This is a genomic window from Agromyces laixinhei (assembly GCF_006337065.1).
Lineage (GTDB): Bacteria > Actinomycetota > Actinomycetes > Actinomycetales > Microbacteriaceae > Agromyces > Agromyces laixinhei.
Window position 1 is genome coordinate 1363696 of the sequence record NZ_CP040872.1, and the last position, 19710, is coordinate 1383405.

Below are 19710 nucleotides of genomic sequence, written 5' to 3' on the forward strand. Positions count from 1 at the left end.
CGGGCTCGCTTGCACTCATGGCGGTCGAGTGCCAGAATCGAGTTGGCACTCACTCGATTTGAGTGCTAACCCAACGAATCTTTGAAGACGTCCGAGAAGGGACGAGAAACACACATGGCAAAGATCATTGCTTTCAACGAGGAGGCCCGTCGCGGCCTCGAACGCGGCCTCAACACGCTCGCCGATGCGGTGAAGGTGACCCTCGGCCCGCGCGGTCGCAACGTCGTGCTCGAGAAGAAGTGGGGCGCCCCCACCATCACGAACGACGGCGTGTCGATCGCCAAGGAGATCGAGCTCGACGACCCGTACGAGAAGATCGGCGCCGAGCTCGTCAAGGAGGTCGCCAAGAAGACCGACGACGTCGCCGGTGACGGCACCACGACCTCGGTCGTGCTCGCCCAGGCGCTCGTGCGCGAGGGCCTGCGCAACGTCGCAGCCGGCGCAGACCCGATCTCGCTGAAGCGCGGCATCGAGAAGGCCGTCCAGGCCGTCGAGGTCGAGCTCCTCGCCAACGCGAAGGACGTCGAGACGAAGGAGGAGATCGCAGCGACCGCCTCGATCTCCGCCGCCGACGAGCAGATCGGTGCACTCATCGCCGAGGCGATCGACAAGGTCGGCAAGGAGGGCGTCGTCACCGTCGAGGAGTCGAACACCTTCGGCACCGAGCTCGAGCTGACCGAGGGCATGCGCTTCGACAAGGGGTACCTGTCGGCGTACTTCGTGACCGACCCCGAGCGCCAGGAAGCGGTCTTCGAAGACCCCTACGTGCTGATCGTGAACAGCAAGGTCTCGAACATCAAAGACCTGCTGCCCATCGTCGACAAGGTCATCCAGACCGGCAAGCAGCTCCTCATCATCGCGGAAGACGTCGACGGCGAGGCGCTTGCGACCCTGATCGTCAACAAGATCCGCGGCATCTTCAAGTCGGTCGCCGTCAAGGCTCCCGGCTTCGGTGACCGTCGCAAGGCGCAGCTGCAGGACATCGCGACCCTCACCGGTGGCCAGGTCATCTCCGAGGAGGTCGGCCTCAAGCTCGAGAACGTCACCCTCGACCTGCTCGGCACGGCTCGCAAGGTCATCATCACCAAAGACGAGACGACCATCGTCGAAGGTGGCGGCGACGAGGAGGCCATCGCCGGCCGCGTCGCGCAGATCCGCAAGGAGATCGAGAACACCGACTCCGACTACGACCGCGAGAAGCTCCAGGAGCGCCTCGCCAAGCTCGCGGGCGGCGTCGCCGTCATCAAGGCGGGTGCGGCGACCGAGGTCGAGCTCAAGGAGCGCAAGCACCGCATCGAAGACGCCGTTCGCAACGCGAAGGCCGCCGTCGAAGAGGGCATCGTGGCCGGTGGCGGCGTCGCCCTCATCCAGGCCGGCAAGTCCGCCTTCGAGAAGCTCGACCTCTCGGGCGACGAGGCGACCGGTGCGAACATCGTTCGCGTCGCGGTCGACGCGCCGCTCAAGCAGATCGCCCTCAACGCCGGCCTCGAGCCGGGAGTCGTGGTCGACCGTGTGCGCAACCTCCCCCTCGGCCAGGGCCTGAACGCCGCGACCGGCGAGTACGTCGACATGCTCACCGCCGGCATCAACGACCCGGTGAAGGTCACCCGCTCGGCACTGCTCAACGCAGCGTCGATCGCCGGCCTCTTCCTCACCACCGAGGCCGTCGTCGCCGACAAGCCCGAGAAGAACCCGGCTCCGGTCGCCGACCCGACCGGCGGCATGGACTTCTGATCCTGAGCGGAGCGCAGCTCCCGTGGTGGTCGGGGCCCGGTGACCGGCGCTTTCAGTCGGTCGTCTCGAAGCCCGGTCCGCGCCTGATCTGACGCACACGCCTGATCCGACGCACCAAGATGGGCGTCTCCCTCCGGGGAGGCGCCCATCGTCGTTTCCGCTCGGGGGTTGTTCTCAGCTTTCCGCGCGGTATGATGAAGGGTTGTCGAATCGATTCGAGGCCGCGCAGTCCGCCTTGGATCCTCGATCGGCGGCGTCCGTGTGACGACGCCATCACCATTCACCGGGTGTCCGAGGACGTGCCCCGCCCAGCTCACGCTCGACCCCGCTCAGGAACTCGCATGTCCGTCACTTCTTCCATCCCCGTCATCCGTCCCGACGACTACCGGCAGCCGGCGCACCCGGGCGACCGCCTCACCCGCCGGCAGCGGCTCGTCTACGTGCTCGTGCTCGGTGCGCTCACCGCCCTCGGGCCGTTCACGATCGACCTCTACCTGCCGGCGTTCCCCGTGCTGCAGGAAGAGCTCGGCGTCTCAGCGGCGGCGGTGCAGCTCACCCTGACCGGCACGATGGTCGGCTTCGGACTCGGTCAGCTCATCGTCGGACCATGGAGCGACAAGGTGGGTCGCCGCCTTCCGCTCATCCTCGCGACGGCCCTGCACATCGCGGCATCCCTCGCCGCGGCCTTCGCGCCCGACATCGTGTGGCTCTCGGTCTTCCGCTTGTTGCAGGGCTTCGGGGCCGCCGCCGGCGGCGTCGTCGCCATGGCCATGGTGCGCGACCTCTTCGGCGGCAAGCCGCTCGTTCGCATGCTCTCGCGCCTCGCCCTCGTCAACGGTCTCGCACCCGTCATCGCGCCGGTCATCGGATCGCAACTGCTCTCGGTCATGGACTGGCGCGGCATCTTCGTGGTGCTCGCGATCTACGGTGCGGCCGTCGTCGTCGCGGTCGCGTTCTTCATCGTCGAGACCCTGCCCGCCTCGCAGCGCGGAGTCTCGGGTCACACGACGCTCCGCGATCGCTACGCAGCCCTCTTCCGCGACCGGGTCTACCTCGGCGCGGCGATCATCGGCGGCATGACGTTCACGGGGCTGTTCAGCTACCTCTCGACCTCGTCGTTCCTCTTCCAGGAGGTCTACGCGTTCAACGCGCAGGAGTACGGACTGCTGTTCGCGGTCAATTCCGTCGGCGTCATCATCGGCGTACAGACGAGTGCCCGCCTCATGCGCGGCCCGGTGCAGCCGCAGTGGATCCTCGCCGCCACGACGGTCGTGCACCTCGCGATGGCCGCGACGATCATGATCCTCGACAGTTCTGGCGCCGGGTTCTGGGGCACGGCGATCCCGCTGTGGTTCTACATCCTCGCGTGCGGCTTCTCGTTCCCGGCCGTGCAGGTGCTCGCCCTCGCGCACCACGGAGCTGAGGCCGGCACCGCTGCGTCGCTGCTCGGTGCGCTGAACTTCGGCCTCGCGGGCGTCATCTCGCCGCTCATCGGCCTCATGGGGGTCGGCAGCGCCGTGCCCATGGCGCTCGTGATGGTGCTCGCGGCGGTCGTGGCCGTCGCTGCGCTCTGGCTCCTGGTGCGCCCGAAGACGGTGCCGCCGCTCAGCGAGTGAGGCCGCGACATCCGTCGCCGAATCGGCCGGGCATGACGCGGATGCCGCGGCGCCGCCGGTAGCGTGAGGGCATGACGAGCGAATCTGCCGAGACGTCGGCGACCGTGCGCGGCGTGCGGCGCGCGCCGGTCGTCATCGCCGGAGCGTCGGCCCTCGTGCTTGCCGCCCTGCTCGGCATGCTGGTCACCGTCTGGACGGGCAGCATGCCGCTCGCCGTCGACGAGGCGTGGGCGGAGTTCGCGGTGAGCCTGCGCACTCCCGTCGGCGACTGGTTCGCCTACGCCATGAACACCGTGGGCGGAGGCGACATCGGTGTGTTCGTCGTGCCGATCGGGGCTGCGATCGTGCTGCTCATCGTGCGCCGTCCATGGGGCGCCCTGTATTTCATCGCGGCGTCGGCGGCGAGCGCCGGCGTCGTGCAGGTGCTCAAGCAACTGTTCGGGCGGGCGAGGCCCGAAGACATGATCGTCGTCTCAGACTTCGGATCGTTCCCGTCGGGCCATGTCGCCAACGCCGCGACGATCGCAGTGGTCGTCGGCGTGCTCGTTCCGCGCACGTGGGTGTGGGTGGCCGGCGCGGTGTACACACTGCTGATGGCCTTCAGTCGCACCTACCTCGGCGCGCACTGGCTGACCGACACGGTCGGCGGGGCACTCGCGGGGGTCGGCATCGCGCTGCTGCTCTGGGCGGCGCTCGCGCGCCCGCTCGAGCGGGAACGAAGGATCAGAGCCGGGTGAGCTTCTTCGGGTCGGGTTTCTCGATCGGTTCCCACCCGCGCCGGGGCTTGCGGTTCGAGCGCTGGTCGTCGCGTGACCGGTAGACGATGTACGGCCTGAACAGGTAGCCGATCGGCGCCGAGAACACGTGCACGAGCCGCGTGAACGGCCAGAGCGCGAACAGCAGGGTCGCGGTCACCACGTGCAGCTGGAAGGCGAGCGGCACGTCGGCCATCAGCTCGGGCTGGGGCTGCAGGAAGATGAGGCTGCGAAACCACGGGCCGATCGTGCCGCGGTACTCGTACCCTGGACCGAGCACCTGGTACATCACCGTCGCCGCGGTGCCGAACGCGATCGTCGCGCCGAGGAAGACGTACATGACCTTGTCCATGGCCGTCGTCGCGAGGAACACCGTTCCGACGGTGCGGCGGCGGTAGATGAGGATGACGATCCCGGCGATGGTGAGCACGGCCGCCGCCGTGCCGAGCACGGTCGCGCCGATGTGGTACATGTGCTCGTCGATGCCGATCGCGTAGAGCCACTCCCGCGGAATGATGAGGCCCACGAAGTGACCCGCGATCACGAACAGGATGCCGAGGTGGAACATCGGCGATCCCCACCGCAGCAGCCGGTTCTCGTACACCTGGCTCGAGCGCGTGGTCCAGCCGAACTTGTCGTACCGGTGGCGCCAGACGTGACCGACCACGAATGTCGCGAACGCCGCGTACGGCAGCGCCACCCAGAGCAGGATCGAGAGTGCATCGCCGTTCATGCCCGGACCTCCTCATGGGGTGCGCCCGTCGGCGAATACGGCGCCAGGTTGCCGAGGAACGAGAGCCCGACCGTCTCGGTCGGTGGCCCCTCGTTCACGAGCGTCAGGTATCGCTCACGGGTCGCGTCGTCGATCTCGGGCAGCGACATGCACACGGCGCTCGCCACGGCCGCGTACGGACTGTCGATGCGGGCGAGCGCAGCCCGCAGCACCTCGAGCCCCTCGCGGTGGGCGGCGATGAGCTCGGCGGCCACGGGCGAGTCGCTGCGTGCCGAGAACTCGAGCACAGCGGGCAGGAAGTCGGGCAGTTCATCGGCCTCGAACTCCCAGCCCGCGGCGCGGTACGCCTCGAGGAACGCCACGAGCGCGGTGCCGCGCCGACGGGTGTCGCCCGCGGCGTAGTAGCTGAGGTACAGGCAGCACTTCCGCTTGAGGTCGAACGTCGCGACGTACTCCTGTTCGAGCGCCGTCGACGACACGGCGCGCGCGTGGCCGAGGAAGGTCGCGAACTCGGCCGCGAGCGGCTCGGGCAGGGCGGCGACGGATGACTCGATCAGGGGCATCCGCGTCGCGAACTCCGGCCCGGGGTATTCGAGCAGCAGCGATGCGGCCATGTGCGCCACACGGCGTTGCTCGGGCGTGAGCTTCAGGGTCTCGACGGGCCGCGGCATCCGATTCAGTCGAATCTGCAGTGGGAGTCGCATCAGTTGCCGTCCTTGTTCGGAGGGAACAGGCCGCCGGGGCTGCCGTTGCCGTCCCAGTTGAGCAGATTGACCCGGCCGGGCGTCGACGGGCGGTCGGCGGTCTGCCGGTCTTTCAGCGCGTGGAAGTTCTCGACCGCCACGGGAACCTGATCTCCGCTGGCCGCGCCGAACGGGCCGGCGCCTCCCATGCCCGGTCCGCCGTCGTAGTCGAGCGAGCACGCGAGTTCGTCGAGTTCACGCGCCTGCTCGGTGTGGGCGGCGGGAATCACGTAGCGCTCTTCGTACTTCGCGATCGCGAGCAGGCGGTACATCTCCTCGATCTCGGTTCCCGTCATGTCGACGGATGCCGCGATCGACGGATCCTGCTGTTCGCCGAGGTTGACGCGGCGCATGTGCGATCGCATCGCAGCGAGCTTGCGCAGCGAGCCGGCGACGGCGGGCACGTCGCCGGCGGTGAAGAGCCCCGCGAGGTACTCCATGGGAATGCGGAGCCGGTCGATCGCCGCGAAGAGGGTGCGCGCGTCTTCGCCGTCGTTGCCGGAGGAGGCCACGACGTCGACCACGGGCGAGAGCGGCGGGATGTACCAGACCATCGGCATCGTGCGGTACTCGGGGTGCAGCGGCAGCGCCACCTTGTAGTCGTTGATGAGCTTCCAGATGGGGCTGCGCTGCGCCGCATCGATCCAGTCTTCGGGGATGCCCGCCTCGCGGGCAGCCTCGACGACCGCGGGGTCGTGCGGGTCGAGGAACACCGCGCGCTGCGAGTCGAGCAACTGCGTCTCGTCTTCGACCGACGCGGCCTCGGCGACCTTGTCGGCGTCGTAGAGCACGAGGCCGAGGTAGCGGAGCCGCCCGACGCAGGTCTCCGAGCACACGGTCGGCAGCCCGACCTCGAGCCGCGGGTAGCAGAGCGTGCACTTCTCGGCCTTGCCGGTCTTGTGGTTGAAGTAGACCTTCTTGTACGGGCATCCGCTCACGCACATGCGCCAGCCGCGGCAGGCGTCCTGGTCGACGAGCACGATGCCGTCTTCGACGCGCTTGTACATGGCGCCCGACGGGCACGAGGCCACGCACGACGGGTTCAGGCAGTGCTCGCAGATGCGGGGCAGGTAGAACATGAAGGTCTGCTCGAACTCGGCGGCGACGTGCTCGCTCATGTGTTGGAGGATCGGGTCGTCCTGCATCGTCTCGCGCGAGCCGCCCAGGTTGTCGTCCCAGTTGGCCGACCACGAGATCTTCATGTCTTCGCCGGTGAGCAGGCTCTTCGGCTTGGCGACGGGAGTGTGCTCGCCGGCCGGCGCGTTCAGCAGCATGTCGTAGTCGTAGGTCCACGGCTCGTAGTAATCGTGGAGCTCGGGCAGGTTCGGGTTCGAGAAGATGCGCGAGAGCTTCTTCAGCCTCCCGCCGCTGCGCAGCTTCAGGCGCCCGCGCTTGTTGCGCACCCAGCCGCCGCCCCACTTCTCCTGGTCTTCGTATCCGCGCGGGTAGCCGATGCCCGGCCGCGTCTCGACGTTGTTGAACCAGACGTACTCGACGCCCGAGCGGTTCGTCCACGCCTGCTTGCAGGTGACGCTGCATGTGTGGCATCCGATGCACTTGTCGAGGTTCATGACCATCGACATCTGGGCCATGACCTTCATCAGTACTCGACCTCCTGGCTGCGGCGGCGGATCACGGTGACCTCGTCTCTCTGGTTGCCGGTCGGCCCCAGGTAGTTGAACGCGAAGCTGAGCTGGGCGTATCCGCCGATCAGGTGGCTCGGTTTCAGCAGCACCCTGGTGAGCGAGTTGTGGATGCCGCCGCGCAGGCCGCTCGTCTCGGTGCGCGGCACGTCGACGGTGCGATCCTTCGCGTGGTACATGTACACCGTGCCCTCGGGCATGCGGTGCGAGACGATCGCGCGGGCGACGACGACGCCGTTGCGGTTGTACGACTCGATCCACTCGTTGTCGCGCACCCCGATCTTCTCGGCGTCCTTCGGGCTCATCCAGATCGTCGGTCCGCCGCGCGAGAGCGAGAGCATGAACAGGTTGTCCTGGTACTCCGAGTGGATCGACCACTTCGAGTGGGGCGTGAGGTACCGCACCGCGACCTCGGCGTGACCCTCGGATCCCGATGCGCCGGTCGCGTCGGTCGACCCGACCTGCGAATCGCCGAACAGCCGGTGCAGGTCGAGGGGCGGCCGGTAGATCGGCAGGTTCTCGCCGAGCTCCGACATCCAGTCGTGATCGAGGTAGAAGTGCTGGCGGCCGGTGAGGGTGTGCCACGGCTTCAGGTGCTCGACGTTGATCGCGAACGCGGTGTAGCGGCGCCCGCCGTGCTCGGATCCCGACCACTCGGGGCTCGTGATCACCGACACGGGGCGCGCCTGCGTATCGGCGAAGGTGATGCGCGATCCCTCGTGGTCGCGGGCGAGGTGGGCCATCTGCTGCCCGGTGCGCCGTTCGAGCTGCTCGAAGCCCTGCACCGAGAGCCGCCCGTTCGTGGTGCCCGAGAGCGAGAGGATCGCCTCGCAGGCCTTGATGTCGGTATCGAGCAGCGGATGCCCCGCGCCCGCCCCGCTCGTGGCCACTCCGTTGACCTGCTTCAGGCGCTCGACCTCGGGCGTCGGGTCGAACACGATTCCCTTGGTGACCATGCCGAGTTTCGTCGCGAGCGGCCCGAGGGTCGTCATCTTCTCGGCGATGGCCGTGTAGTCGCGCTCGACCGTGATGAGCTTCGGCATCGTCACGCCCGGCTTGGGCGGCAGGCCCTCGACGACCGTGCCGTGCGGCGTGGCCATGGCGTCGGGGGTGTCGTGCATGAGCGGCGCCGCGACGAGGTCGGTGCGGGTGCCGAGGTGCCCGACGGCGAACTCGGAGAGACGCTTGGCGAGCAACTGGAACAGGTCGAAGTCGGTCTTCGTCTGCCACGGCGGCGCGATGGCCGGGTTGAACGAGTGCACGAACGGATGCATGTCAGTCGACGACAGGTCGTACTTCTCGTACCAGGTGGCCGCGGGGAAGACGACGTCGGAGAAGAGGGTCGTCGAGGTCATGCGGAAGTCGGTGGTCGCGAGCAGGTCGAGCTTGCCCTCTGGAGCCTCGTCGTGCCATTCCATCGTCTTCGGCCGGCGGTCGGGGCTCGTCTCGGGGGCGCGCACGGCGGAGTCGGTGCCGAGCAGGTGCTTCAGGAAGTACTCGTTGCCCTTGCCCGACGAGCCGAGGATGTTCGCGCGCCAGACGTTCAGGACCCGCGGGAAGTTCTCGGGGGCGTCGGGGTCTTCGCAGGCGTATCTCAGCGACCCGTCTTCGAGGCTCTCGACGACGTAGTCGGCGGGCTCGCGCCCCGCGGCACGCGCGTCGTCGACGAGGTCGAGCGGGTTGCGGTTGAAGCTCGGGTAGCTCGGCATCCAGCCGCGCTTGGCGGACTCGACGAGGCAGTCGGCCGTCGTGCGCCCCGTGAACGCGCCCTTCGCGAGCGGTGAGGCGAGCTGGTCGGCCGGGAGACCGTCGTAGCGCCATTGGTCGGTCGCGAGGTACCAGAACGCCGTGCCGATCATCAGTCGGCCGGGACGCGACCAGTCGGAGCCGGTCGCGTACTGGTTGTACCCGGTGAGGGGGCGCACCTTCTCCTGGCCGACGTAGTGGGCCCAGCCGCCGCCGTTCACGCCCTGGCAGCCGGTCATCGTGGTGAGCGCGAGGAACGTGCGGTAGATGGTGTCGGAATGGAACCAGTGGTTCGTGCCGGCACCCATGAGGATCATCGATCGCCCGCCCGACTTCTCGGCGTTGTCGGCGAATTCGCGGCCGATGCGCTCGGCCTTCTCAGCGGGAACGCCGGTGATCTCCTCCTGCCATGCCGGGGTGCCCGGGGTCGAGGCGTCGTCGTAGCCGGTGGGCCAGTCGCCGGGGAGCCCGTCTCGGCCCACCCCGTACTGGGCGAGCAGCAGGTCGAACACGGTCGTGACGGTGTGCTCGCCGATGCGGGCGACCGGCACGCCGCGGCGCACGGCGCCGGCGCCGCCCTCGTGTTCGCCTCCGGGTTCAGGGGCTTCATCGAAGCGCGGCAGGTCGACGGCGACGGATGCCCCGCGCCATACGTTCCCGTCGGCGATCGAGAGCAGCGGATCGATGTCGCCGAGATCGAGGTTCCACGAGCCCTCGGCGTCGGCGTCGAATCGATGGCCGAGCGAGCCGTTCGGCACGACCGGCTCGCTCCTGGAGTTCAGCACGACCGTCTTGAACGCGGCGTTCCCTGCGCGTGCCGTGAAACCGCCGAGGTCGGCGGCGGTGACGAACTTGCCGGGCACCCACGCATCACCCCGGCGGTCGAGGGTGATCAGGTACGGGGCATCCGAATACGTCTTCAGGTACTCGGCGAAGCGCGGGGTGCGCCGTTCGACGAGGAACTCGCGGAGGATCACGTGGCCCATCGCCATCGCGAGGGCGGCGTCGGTGCCGGGATGCGGGGCCAGCCATTCGTCGGCGAACTTCGTGTTGTCGGCGTAGTCGGGCGAGACGGTGACGACCTTCTGCCCGCGGTATCGGGCCTCGGTCATGAAGTGCGCGTCGGGGGTGCGGGTGACCGGCACGTTCGAGCCCCACATCATCAGGTAGCTCGCGTTCCACCAGTCGGCCGACTCGGGTACGTCGGTCTGGTCGCCGAAGACCTGCGGGCTCGCGACCGGCAGGTCGGCGTACCAGTCGTAGAACGACTGCATGGTGCCGCCGATGAGGTTGATGAACCGCGACCCGGCGCCGTGCGAGACCATCGACATCGCCGGGATCGGCGAGAAGCCCGCGATCCGGTCGGGGCCATAGGTCTTGATCGTGTGCACGTGCGCGGCCGCGACGATCTCGAGCGCCTCGTCCCACGTCGCCCGCACGAGTCCGCCCTTGCCGCGGGCCCGCTTGTAGGCGCGGGTGGCATCGGCGTCGGACATGAGCGCGGCCCACGCGTCGACGGGGTCGCCGCCGACCCGCTGCTTCGCGTCGCGGTAGAGCCCGAGCAGCGCGCCTCGGATGTACGGGTAGCGAACCCTGGTCGGCGAGTACGTGTACCAGCTGAACGCGGCGCCGCGCGGGCAGCCGCGGGGTTCGTACTCGGGTGAATCGGGACCGACCGATGGGTAGTCGGTCTCCTGCGTCTCCCACGTGATGATGCCGTCTTTCACGTACACCTTCCACGAGCACGAGCCCGTGCAGTTCACCCCGTGCGTCGACCGCACGACCTTGTCGTGCGACCAGCGGTCGCGATAGAACACGTCGCCCTGACGGCCGCCCTCGAGGAACACCGACCGCAGGTCGGGCGAGACCGTGCCCGGTCTCAGGAAACGGCCGAGCGAGAGCAGCCCATCTGCGAGCGGGCCGTCGGTGGACGGCTGGTTCGAGGTGCTGGACGCTTGGCTCACGGAGGCCTCCCTGAACGGGCGGCGAGTGTCACCATGAACTCGGCTTCACGGCCGCGGTCTTCCGCCCATTATGCGTGAGTTCCATCGCGGGGCATAGAACCTCGCCGCAACTGATCGATCCGCGGAAGCACCGTCTGATGATGCCGGGTGCTGGCGCAGCGGGAAGGGTATCGATATGGTCGGCACCAGACGGCGCGGCCTCATGATCCCGCCGAGCAGGGGGGCGACATGCAGGCGACGGCGACGAGGCGCGAGGCAACCGGGCTGCGGGGCCAGTTCGGCCAGGTCCTGCTGGCGACCCTCGCGTCGACGGTGGGCTTCTGGGCATGGATGGCGATCGCGCCGCTCCAGCAGACGTACGCGACCGAGATGGGTCTCGATGAGGGGCAGATCTCGCTCATCCTCGCGATGCCGGTGCTGGTCGGAGCTCTCGGCCGCATCCCAGTGGGCGCGCTCACCGACCGGTTCGGCGGGCGCAGGATGTTCACCTTCGTGCTGCTCGCTTCGGTGCCGCCGCTGCTGCTCGTCGCGCTGGCGGGCGTCCTCAAGAACTTCCCGCTGCTCATGGTGGCGGGCTTCGTGCTCGGTGTGGCCGGCACGATCTTCGCCGTCGGGGTGCCGTTCTCGAGCGCGTGGTACGAGGCGAAGCGCCGGGGATTCGCGACGGGCGTGTTCGGCATGGGCATGATCGGCACCGCGGTCTCGGCGTTCTTCACGCCGCGATTGGCCGAGAGCATCGGATACCTGCCGACCCACCTGCTCATCGCGGGGGTCATGGTGGCGACCGCGATCGTGGTGTGGCTCTTCCTGCGCGACTCGCCCGTCTGGGAGGCGAGCCGCCAGCCGCTCATCCCGAAGGTCATGGGGGCGCTCCGGCTCCGCATCACGTGGGAGATGTCGTTCCTCTACGCCATCGTCTTCGGCGGCTTCGTCGCCTTCTCGACCTTCCTGCCGAAGTACCTCACCACGATCTACCCCGACGAGGTCGACCCGATCGGCGCGGGCACCCGCACGGCGATGTTCGCCGTGGCCGCGGTGGTCGCCCGCCCGATCGGCGGTGTGCTGGCCGACCGGTTCGGGCCGAAGATCGTCTCACTCGTCTCGCTCGCGGGCATCGTCGCGTTCGCCTACGTCGTGGGCCAGCAACCGCCGGAGGGCATCGTCACCGGCGCCACGTTCCTCGCGATGGCCGCGGCGATGGGGCTCGGCATGGGCGGTGTCTTCGCCTGGGTCGGGCCGTCGACGCCGAAGGACAAGGTGGGTGCGGTGACCGGGGTCGTGGCGGCGGCCGGCGGTCTCGGCGGGTACTTCCCGCCGCTGGTGATGGGCGCCACGTACTCCAGCGTGACGAACTCCTATGCACTCGGGCTGTGGCTGCTCGTGCTCGTCGGCGCCGTCGCGCTCGTCGTCGCCGGCATGCTCCGCGACGCGCGGCCGGGCTCCTGATGGCGGCCGCCCGCGAGCAGCGGGCCTAGCCTTGGTGCATGGCAGAGCACGGTGAGCGCATCAGGGCGGCGGTGATCACGGTCAGCGATCGCTCGGCCAGCGGTGAGCGAGCGGATGCCTCGGGCCCGGCCGCCACCGCAGGCCTGGCCGGTGCCGGATTCGAGGTCGTGCACGTCGCCGTCGTACCCGACGGCGCCGAGGCGGTCGAGGCCGCCCTCGCCGCGGCGCTCGCCGCGGGCGTTCGCCTGATCGTGACGACGGGCGGCACCGGTGTCGGCCCGCGCGACCTCACCCCCGAGGGCACGCGTCCGCTGCTCGCGGCCGAACTGCCCGGCGTCTCCGAGGAGATCCGTCGGCGCGGGGCATCCGTCGTGCCGACCGCAGTGCTCTCGCGCGGGCTCGTGGGAATCGCTGCGACCCCAGGCAGGCCGCGCGCGGTCGTCGTGAACCTGCCCGGCTCGACGGGTGGCGTCGCGGACGGGCTCGCCGTCGTCATCCCGCTGATGCCGCACCTGGTGGCACAGCTCGACGGCGGCGATCACTGAGGTGTGAGATCCGGCGCGTGCGCTCGACCGCCTCAGGCGGTCGGGTCAGGCGGTCGGGTCAGGCGGCCAGCCCTCGGCGAGGACCGTCGCCCTTGCCGACAGCTCGGCGATCGATCCGTTGCCGGCGCCCGCTGCGAGGCCGACGAGGAAGGTGCTGAGCGGCGCTGCCGGCCGTGCGACGCCGTGGGCGACGTCGCGGGCGAGGTCGAGGATGTCGCCGACCGGAACCGCGGCAGGGTCGATGCCGAGCTCGGCCGCCAGGGCGACGATCCACTCGTCGAGCGATTCGGGCGAGTGCGATGCGGTGGACATATCGGCTCCTTCGGTGGCGGGCGCGGTGGCGGGGGAGTGGGGTGGACGTGCGCGCCGGGCGCGCTCGAGGTCGTCCCAGGTGTCGACGTCGTCGGCGAGCCCGTCTGCCGCGACGATCGATGTCAGCGCCAGTCCGTGCACGAGGGTGCGCATCGACGCGCCGTTCGGGTCGTGGAGGCTGTCGAAGGCCCGTGCGAGCGCGTCGCGCCGGTAGACCGCGGTGAGCCATTGCTGGCGGCCGTCGTCGAGGCAGACGCCGTCGACCGTCGCTTCGGCGCGTCGCGCGGCGTCGATGAGCGCGACGGCCGCGTCGCCTGCGTGCGGCAGGTCGCATGCGAGCACGAGCACCCATCTGTTCGCCGGAGTGTCGCTCTCGGCGGCGCTGTGGTCGACTCCCGCCCGATCGAGTGCGGTGAGGCCGGCCGCGAGCCCGGCGACGGGACCGCCGAACGGCGGCTCCTCGCGCGCCGTGAGCATTGCACTGGTGGTGTGGCTCTCGCGGCCTGCGCCGAGACTGTCGGGGCCGACGACGACGATGCGTTGCGCCGCGACCGTGGCCGCCGCGTCGACCGCGATGTCGACGAGGCGCGTGCCGCCGATCACGAGTTCGGCCTTCGGCGAGCCCCCGAGTCGCGATGAGCGGCCGCCGGCGAGCACGACGGCCTCGAGACCGGGCCATCCGTTCACGGGCGGTGCCAGTCGCCCGACTTGCCGCCCGTCTTCGTCTCGAGCCTGACGCCCTCGATCGACACCGACTTGTCGATGCCCTTGACCATGTCGACGATGGCGAGGGCGGCGACCGACACCGCGGTGAACGCCTCCATCTCGACGCCCGTGCGGTCGGCGGTGCGCACCGTCGCCGAGATCGCGACCCCGTCGTCGTCGACGGCGAGGTCGACGACGACGCCGTGCACGCCGATGACATGGGCGAGGGGCAGCAGTTCGGCGCATCGCTTCGCAGCCTGGATGCCGGCGATGCGGGCGACCGCGAGCACGTCGCCCTTCGGCACGCTCCCGTCGCGCAGGTGCTCGACGACCTCGGGGCCGCACGCGACGCGGCCGGTCGCAGTGGCGCTGCGCACCGTGGGCGTCTTGTGCGTCACGTCGACCATGCGGGCTTCGCCGTGCGCATCGAGGTGGGTGAATGGATGCTCGTTCATGAGGCCACCAGCATGACAGTCACGGGGTCGCCCCCGCGAACCTCGTCGACATCGGCGGGAACGATCGCGTACCCGTCGGCGGCCGCAAGACCGCCGACGAGGTGCGAGCCGGCGCCGCCTCGGGTCGCCGGGCGCACCAGCGGGCGGGAGCCGGCGTCGACGAGATCGTCGGCGTCGAGGAGCACGACGGGCATGAACTGCACCCGTGCGCTCGGCACCCGCCAGCCCTCGGCGGCGATCGCCGCGATTCGGGGCCGCTGCACGTCGAGTGCTCCCTGCAGTCGCATCAGCGCAGGCCGTACGAACGCCTCGAACGAGACCGCCGTCGAGACGGGGTTGCCCGGCAGCCCGAACACGGGGGTCGGCGGGTCGTCGCCTCGGTGCAGCATGCCGAACGCCTGCGGCTTGCCCGGCTGCATCGCGATGCGGTGGAAACCGACGGTGCCGAGCGGGGCGAGCGTCGCCTTGACGACATCGTGCGCGCCGACGCTCACGCCGCCCGAGAGCACGATCACCTCTGCGCCGGCGTCGAGGCCGCGGGCGAGTTCGGCGAGGAGCGCTGCTTCGTCGTCGGGCACCGTTGCGACGTGCACGATGTCGGCGGATGCCTCGCGCACGAGACCGGCGAGCAGCAGCGAGTTCGATTCGGGGATCTGCCCCCGTTCGAGCGGATGGCCAGGCGCGACGAGTTCGCTGCCGGTCGAGATCACCCCGACGCGGGGCGCCCGGCGCACCGCGACGTGCGCGAGCCCAGCGGCAGCGAGTGCCGACACACGCGCGGCGGTGAGTCGCACCCCGGCGGAGAGCACGGCGTCGCCGGCCCGCAGATCTTCGCCTGCGCGCCGCACGTGTGCGCCGGGTCGCGGGCTCGTCGACACGGTGACGACCGGGTGGCCCGCGTCGGTGTGCTCGACCGGAACCACCGCGTCGGCCGAACTCGGCATCGGCGCACCCGTCATGATGCGCACGGCTTCCCCAGCGCCGAACAGGGGGTCGTCGGCACTGCCGGCGGCGACTTCGGCGACGATCCGCAGTGCCACCGGGCGATCAGTGCTCGCCGCGGCGACGTCGGCATGCTGCACCGCATAGCCGTCCATCGCCGAGTTGTCGAACACCGGGATGTCGAGCCGGCTGCGCACGTCGACCGCGAGGACATGCCCGTGCGCGTCGGCGAGCGGCAGCTCGACGGGGGCGAGCGGATGCATCGCGGCGAGCACGCGTGCCACGTGTGCATCGACGGTGTCGAGGTCGCCGGTGCTCATCGCGCCTCGATCATCATGCGCCCGACGTCGGTCACGAATCGCCCGCCGTCAGTCATCGATCCGCCAGACGTCAGTCATCGATGCGCCAGACGTCGACGAGTGCTCCTGCAGGCAGCGCGTCGACGCCGACCGGCAGGTGCACGAGCACGGTGGCGATCGCGTAGGCGTGCAGCAGGTGCGAGCTGGGTGCGCCCACCTCGACGGCGCCGTTGCCGTCGATGACGCCGCGTCGCACCTGGTGCTTGCCGATCGGTGAGGTCACCGAGTGGGCGAGCCTGAGATGAGCACGCGGCCGGTCGGGAGTGAGCCCCGCGAAGGCGCGCAGCACCGGCCGCAGGAACAGTTCGAACGAGACGAGCGCGCTCACCGGATTGCCGGGGAAGGCAAGGACCGGCACTGCGGTGGTGCCGGGGCCGAGAACGACCCGGCCGAGGCCCTGCGGACCGCCCGGCTGGATGGCGACCTTCACGAACCCGACGCCGCGCGATGCGAGTGCATCGCGCACCACCTCGAACGCTCCCGCGCTCACGCCGCCGGTCGTGACCACGAGATCGACCATGCCGGCCGAGCCCTCGAGTGCGGCGATGACGGCGTCGGGGTCATCGGGTGCAAGCGTGTCGCGCACGAGGGCACCCGCCTCTTCGAGCGCGGCTCGGAGCATCGAGGTGTTGGCGTCGTGGATCTGCCCGGGCGAGAGCGGCATGCCGGCAGGACGTAGCTCGTGGCCGGTCGAGAGCAGCAGCACGCTGATGCGGCGTCGCACCGCGACCTGAGTGATGCCGGCCGCGGCGAGCGTGCCGAGCTGAGCAGGGCCGAGCCGGGTGCCGGAGGGCAGCAGCACAGCGCCGCGCGCGACGTCGGTGCCGACCGCGCGCACGAAGGTGCCAGGAGCGACCGGGTGGGCGAATCGCACGGAGGTGCCGGGCGCTGCATCGCGCGTGCGGCCGCCGAGCCGGGGAAAGCGGGGCGGATCGGCGGCTTCGACCGGAACGACGGCGTCGGCGCCGTCGGGCACGGCTGCGCCGGTCATGACGGGTGACGCGGTGCCGGGGGCGTGCGTGCGGATCGGATCGCCCGCGGCGGTCGTTCTGCCGACCGGCAGCGCGACGGGCGTCTCGGGTCGAGCCGCCGCAAGGTCGGCCGAGGCGACCGCGTACCCGTCCATCTGCGAGTTCGCGAACGCGGGAAGGTCGTCTGGGGCGAGCACGTCGTGCGCGAGCACCCGGCCGTGCGCGCGTACGCGACTGTGCGGGCCCGAGACGGCATCGAGTGCGAGCACCTCTGCACCCTCCGCCGCCTCGAGCGATGCGTGCAGAATGGCGAGCAGTTCGCGCACCGCGCGCTGATGCTCGACGAAGGTGCGCATGTCGGCCACCGTGCTCAGCCGCCCGCGAACGGCGGCAGAATGTCGACCCGGTCGGCGAGCGGATGCCCCGCCTCGCGTCGCACCGTGCCGTCGACGAGGAACGAACCCGAGCGCAGCACCCGTTCCATCGGCGCGCCGTAGCGCGAGACGAGTTCGTCGCGCAGCGCCCCGAGCGTTGCCGTGCCACTGACTTCGAGCCGCTCTTCGTCGACGCCGGCCGCCTCTGCGGCCGCCGCGAAGTACCGAACGGTCACGAGCGCCATGACACTGATGCTACCCGCACCGTCCCGGGCCACGCTGTCGTGTGTTCAGGGGGAGAGTCGGGACGAAGTACGTCTAGCCAGCGGAAATCCGACTGCGCCGGCGGGTCGAGTTGCCTCCGATCCACAGCCCGATCAGCAGCATACCCACGAAGCCGTACTTCAACCGAGCCGCTGCTCACGGAACGCGTGGCGACCGCTGCTTCGCGATGCTCCTCCGCCCTCGACTTCGGGGCGCGTTCGTTCTGTCTGGGGCTACCGTTGAGGCATGGACGACACCCGGCCGGCGACGGCGGAGGACGTGCACGATCTGGCCGCGTCGATGCCCCACGTCGTTCTGTCTACCGGGCGGCTCGGCAATGCCGTGTACCAGGTCGGCAGCACGTCGTTCGTGTTCTTCCGGAACCCGCGTCCGGAGGTCGTGATCGCTGCGGCGGCCGCCGAAGTCGGCCCGTCGGTCGAGACCGAATGCACGGGCAGAGAACGGCTTCGCATCGATGAACTCAGCGCCGACCAGTTGCGCGCCGACCAAGTGCGCGCCGACCAGTTGCGCGCAGACGCGGCACGCGACCTGCTGCTCGACGGCACCCTCGACTTCCGAATCCACGCTGGCCGACGCGGTCTCGCAGGTGCGGCCGGTCGTTCACGTGACGGTTCCGGTGCTGAAGCTCGTGGGAGAGTCCGAGTCGCCCGGGATCCGTCCTGATCCAGCACGATTCAGTTCCGCACACACGCACCGAACGTAGAATTGCCGCATGCGCGCACGTCCGGCACCACTGGTCGAGCCGTCGGCACCGCTCGCCCCCGAGCGCATCGCGCGGTTCAGCCGGCAGATCATGCTGCCCGGCTTCGGCGAACTCGCGCAGCGCCGCCTCGCCGCAGCACGCGTGCTCGTCGTCGGTGCCGGCGGACTCGGCAGCGCGCTCGTGCCCTCCCTCGCGGGCGCGGGCGTCGGCACGCTCGGCCTCGCCGACGACGACATCGTCGAGCTCTCGAACCTGCACCGCCAGATGAGCCACGGCGTCGCCGACATCGGCCGGCTCAAGGTCGACTCGCTCGCCGACACCGTCGCCGCCATCGACCCGGAGTGCCGGGTCGTGCGCCACACCGAGCGGTTGAGCGCGGCGAACATGCGCGACATCCTCGCCGGGTACGACCTGGTCGTCGACGGCAGCGACAACTTTCCGACCCGCTATCTCACGAGCGACGCCGCCGTGCTCGAACGCAAGCCGCTCGTGTGGGGCGCGATCCTGCGGTACCACGGTCAGGTCGGCCTGTCATGGCACGAGCACGGCCCCACCTATCGCGACCTCTTCCCGTTGCCGCCGGCGCCCGACGAGGTGCTCTCGTGCGAGCTCGGCGGAGTGCTGCCGACCCTCTGCGCCACCGTCGGGGCTCTCATGGCGGGCGAGGTCGTCAAGCTCATCACCGGCATCGGTGAACCGCTGCTCGGCCGTGTGTCGACCGTCGACGCGCTCTCGGGTCGCAGCCGTGAGATCGAGTACGAAGCGATTGCGGATGCCCCGGCGATCACCTCGCTCGTCGACTACGAGCTGTTCTGCGGGGTCGACGACGCCGCGGCGCAGGCCGCCGCCGCATCCGTGCCGCCGATCTCGTCGGCCGAACTGCTGCGTCGCCTGCGAAGCGGCGAGCCCATGCACCTGATCGACGTGCGCGAGCCCGCCGAGGCGGCGTTGCGGCGCATCAGCGGCAGCGAGCTCGTGCCGCTCGGCGAGCTCGTCGGCGGCGCCGTACCCGGTGCCGGCGAGGGCGCCATCGTCGTCTATTGCGAATTCGATGTGCGGTCGCGCCGCGCAGCACGCCTGCTGCGCGAGCTCGGGCACGCCGACGTCGTGTACCTGGCCGGCGGCATCGACGCGTTCTCGTCGGTCGCCGGCGAGCTCGTGCACCGCTGACCACCTCCGACACCACCGCCAACTCCGACACTCCGACACCACAGCCACCACGCGAGAGGCACGCATGAACCCGAACGCCGCCGTCGTCACCACCGAGCCGATCGACGAGGCTGCCGTTCGTGCCGCGGTCGAAGCAGAGACGAGCGGCGCGGTGGTGATGTTCCACGGTGTCGTCCGCAACCACGACGGCGGCCGCGAGGTGCTCGCGCTCGACTACCGGGCGCATCCCGACGCCGAGCGGTTCCTCGCCGAGTGCGTGCGGCGCATCGCCGACGAGACCGGCGTCGCCGTCGCGGCCGCACACCGCACGGGTGAACTGCGCATCGGCGACGTCGCGCTCGCCGCCGCGGCATCCGCTGCCCATCGTGCCGCAGCCTTCGACGCGTGCCAGCGCCTCGTCGACCTGATCAAGCAACAGGTGCCCATCTGGAAACGCCAGCACTTCGCCGACGGCGCCTCGGAGTGGGTCGGGCTCTGAATCGTGCCTCGTTCGCGGTGAGGGCGGCCAC

At 70.0% G+C, this 19710-nt stretch carries 17 protein-coding genes; 8 read left to right on the plus strand and 9 right to left on the minus strand.

All coding sequences use genetic code 11. The features are described from left to right. Nucleotides 1-114: 114 nt before the first annotated feature. From groL to FHG54_RS06460, 3 genes are all read left to right on the plus strand, one after another. Entirely contained in the window at nucleotides 115-1734 is a 1620-nt protein-coding gene (gene groL / locus FHG54_RS06450) for a chaperonin GroEL (protein ID WP_139416542.1), read from the plus strand. A gap of 341 nt (nucleotides 1735-2075) precedes the next feature. Beyond that, nucleotides 2076-3350, plus strand: a complete 1275-nt coding sequence (locus tag FHG54_RS06455; protein WP_139416543.1) for a multidrug effflux MFS transporter — start codon at nucleotides 2076-2078, stop codon at nucleotides 3348-3350. 71 nt (nucleotides 3351-3421) lie between these two features. Then, entirely contained in the window at nucleotides 3422-4087 is a 666-nt protein-coding gene (locus FHG54_RS06460) for a phosphatase PAP2 family protein (RefSeq protein WP_139416544.1), read from the plus strand. Here FHG54_RS06460 and narI read toward each other — a convergent pair. From narI to FHG54_RS06480, 4 genes are read right to left on the minus strand one after another with little or no spacing between them, the layout of a single operon-like run. Continuing rightward, entirely contained in the window at nucleotides 4074-4838 is a 765-nt protein-coding gene (gene narI, locus FHG54_RS06465) for a respiratory nitrate reductase subunit gamma (protein ID WP_139416545.1), read from the minus strand. The two genes, FHG54_RS06460 and narI, sit on opposite strands and share 14 nt — an antisense overlap. Then, nucleotides 4835-5509, minus strand: a complete 675-nt coding sequence (gene narJ / locus FHG54_RS06470) for a nitrate reductase molybdenum cofactor assembly chaperone (protein ID WP_232333715.1) — start codon at nucleotides 5507-5509, stop codon at nucleotides 4835-4837. Before narJ ends, narI begins: the two co-directional genes overlap by 4 nt. Before the next feature lie 32 nt (nucleotides 5510-5541). Beyond that, entirely contained in the window at nucleotides 5542-7182 is a 1641-nt protein-coding gene (gene narH, locus FHG54_RS06475) for a nitrate reductase subunit beta (RefSeq protein ID WP_139416547.1), read from the minus strand. Then, complete coding sequence (locus tag FHG54_RS06480; protein ID WP_139416548.1) at nucleotides 7182-10934, minus strand: nitrate reductase subunit alpha; 3753 nt, start codon at nucleotides 10932-10934, stop codon at nucleotides 7182-7184. Before FHG54_RS06480 ends, narH begins: the two co-directional genes overlap by 1 nt. Nucleotides 10935-11162: 228 nt before the next feature. Between FHG54_RS06480 and FHG54_RS06485 the strand changes: the two genes are divergently transcribed. Together FHG54_RS06485 and FHG54_RS06490 are read left to right on the plus strand one after the other, a co-directional pair. Continuing rightward, on the plus strand, nucleotides 11163-12380 hold the full coding sequence (locus FHG54_RS06485) for an MFS transporter (RefSeq protein WP_139416549.1): 1218 nt from the start codon (nucleotides 11163-11165) through the stop codon (nucleotides 12378-12380). Between the two features lie 38 nt (nucleotides 12381-12418). Then, nucleotides 12419-12925 carry a MogA/MoaB family molybdenum cofactor biosynthesis protein gene (locus FHG54_RS06490; RefSeq protein WP_139416550.1) on the plus strand — a complete coding sequence of 169 codons (507 nt, stop codon included), beginning with the start codon at nucleotides 12419-12421 and terminating at the stop codon, nucleotides 12923-12925. A 45-nt stretch (nucleotides 12926-12970) separates the two neighbouring features. Here the strand turns inward: FHG54_RS06490 and FHG54_RS16740 are convergent, their stop codons facing one another. The 5 genes from FHG54_RS16740 to FHG54_RS06515 all read right to left on the minus strand — a co-directional run bounded on the left by FHG54_RS16740 (nucleotide 12971) and on the right by FHG54_RS06515 (nucleotide 17288). After that, nucleotides 12971-13924, minus strand: a complete 954-nt coding sequence (locus FHG54_RS16740; RefSeq protein WP_168197132.1) for a DUF6457 domain-containing protein — start codon at nucleotides 13922-13924, stop codon at nucleotides 12971-12973. Further along, nucleotides 13921-14397, minus strand: coding sequence for a cyclic pyranopterin monophosphate synthase MoaC (moaC, locus tag FHG54_RS06500; protein ID WP_139416552.1), 477 nt, complete (start codon nucleotides 14395-14397; stop codon nucleotides 13921-13923). The genes FHG54_RS16740 and moaC overlap by 4 nt, the downstream gene beginning before the upstream one ends. Continuing rightward, entirely contained in the window at nucleotides 14394-15659 is a 1266-nt protein-coding gene (locus tag FHG54_RS06505; RefSeq protein ID WP_139416553.1) for a molybdopterin molybdotransferase MoeA, read from the minus strand. The genes moaC and FHG54_RS06505 overlap by 4 nt, the downstream gene beginning before the upstream one ends. 70 nt (nucleotides 15660-15729) lie before the next feature. Further along, nucleotides 15730-17025: a molybdopterin molybdotransferase MoeA gene (locus FHG54_RS06510; protein WP_139416554.1), complete on the minus strand. Its 1296-nt coding sequence runs from the start codon at nucleotides 17023-17025 to the stop codon at nucleotides 15730-15732. Between the two features lie 14 nt (nucleotides 17026-17039). After that, the gene (locus FHG54_RS06515) at nucleotides 17040-17288 is read right to left on the minus strand and encodes a MoaD/ThiS family protein (RefSeq protein ID WP_139416555.1); all 249 of its coding nucleotides are present in this window, start codon (nucleotides 17286-17288) and stop codon (nucleotides 17040-17042) included. Nucleotides 17289-17553: 265 nt separating this feature from the next. Here FHG54_RS06515 and FHG54_RS06520 point away from each other — a divergent pair, with 265 nt between their 5' ends. The 3 genes from FHG54_RS06520 (at nucleotide 17554) to FHG54_RS06530 (ending at nucleotide 19679) form a co-directional block, all read left to right on the plus strand. After that, the gene (locus FHG54_RS06520) at nucleotides 17554-17991 is read left to right on the plus strand and encodes a hypothetical protein (protein WP_139416556.1); all 438 of its coding nucleotides are present in this window, start codon (nucleotides 17554-17556) and stop codon (nucleotides 17989-17991) included. Between the two features lie 49 nt (nucleotides 17992-18040). Further along, the gene (locus FHG54_RS06525; protein ID WP_139416557.1) at nucleotides 18041-19201 is read left to right on the plus strand and encodes a ThiF family adenylyltransferase; all 1161 of its coding nucleotides are present in this window, start codon (nucleotides 18041-18043) and stop codon (nucleotides 19199-19201) included. A 64-nt stretch (nucleotides 19202-19265) separates the two neighbouring features. Further along, the gene (locus FHG54_RS06530) at nucleotides 19266-19679 is read left to right on the plus strand and encodes a molybdenum cofactor biosynthesis protein MoaE (RefSeq protein WP_139416558.1); all 414 of its coding nucleotides are present in this window, start codon (nucleotides 19266-19268) and stop codon (nucleotides 19677-19679) included. Nucleotides 19680-19710 lie beyond the last annotated feature (31 nt).

Bases quoted from the DNA above. Each gene is read 5' to 3' on its own strand.
- FHG54_RS06510 (WP_139416554.1), bottom strand. From the start codon at position 17,025: ATGCGCACCTTCGTCGAGCATCAGCGCGCGGTGCGCGAACTGCTCGCC.
- FHG54_RS06485 (WP_139416549.1), top strand. From the start codon at position 11,163: ATGCAGGCGACGGCGACGAGGCGCGAGGCAACCGGGCTGCGGGGCCAG.
- moaC (WP_139416552.1), bottom strand. From the start codon at position 14,397: ATGAACGAGCATCCATTCACCCACCTCGATGCGCACGGCGAAGCCCGC.
- narJ (WP_232333715.1), bottom strand. From the start codon at position 5,509: ATGCCGCGGCCCGTCGAGACCCTGAAGCTCACGCCCGAGCAACGCCGT.
- FHG54_RS06525 (WP_139416557.1), top strand. From the start codon at position 18,041: ATGCGCGCACGTCCGGCACCACTGGTCGAGCCGTCGGCACCGCTCGCC.
- FHG54_RS06490 (WP_139416550.1), top strand. From the start codon at position 12,419: ATGGCAGAGCACGGTGAGCGCATCAGGGCGGCGGTGATCACGGTCAGC.
- FHG54_RS06505 (WP_139416553.1), bottom strand. From the start codon at position 15,659: ATGAGCACCGGCGACCTCGACACCGTCGATGCACACGTGGCACGCGTG.
- FHG54_RS06455 (WP_139416543.1), top strand. From the start codon at position 2,076: ATGTCCGTCACTTCTTCCATCCCCGTCATCCGTCCCGACGACTACCGG.
- groL (WP_139416542.1), top strand. From the start codon at position 115: ATGGCAAAGATCATTGCTTTCAACGAGGAGGCCCGTCGCGGCCTCGAA.
- FHG54_RS06520 (WP_139416556.1), top strand. From the start codon at position 17,554: ATGGACGACACCCGGCCGGCGACGGCGGAGGACGTGCACGATCTGGCC.
- narH (WP_139416547.1), bottom strand. From the start codon at position 7,182: ATGAAGGTCATGGCCCAGATGTCGATGGTCATGAACCTCGACAAGTGC.
- FHG54_RS06515 (WP_139416555.1), bottom strand. From the start codon at position 17,288: ATGGCGCTCGTGACCGTTCGGTACTTCGCGGCGGCCGCAGAGGCGGCC.
- FHG54_RS06460 (WP_139416544.1), top strand. From the start codon at position 3,422: ATGACGAGCGAATCTGCCGAGACGTCGGCGACCGTGCGCGGCGTGCGG.
- FHG54_RS06530 (WP_139416558.1), top strand. From the start codon at position 19,266: ATGAACCCGAACGCCGCCGTCGTCACCACCGAGCCGATCGACGAGGCT.
- narI (WP_139416545.1), bottom strand. From the start codon at position 4,838: ATGAACGGCGATGCACTCTCGATCCTGCTCTGGGTGGCGCTGCCGTAC.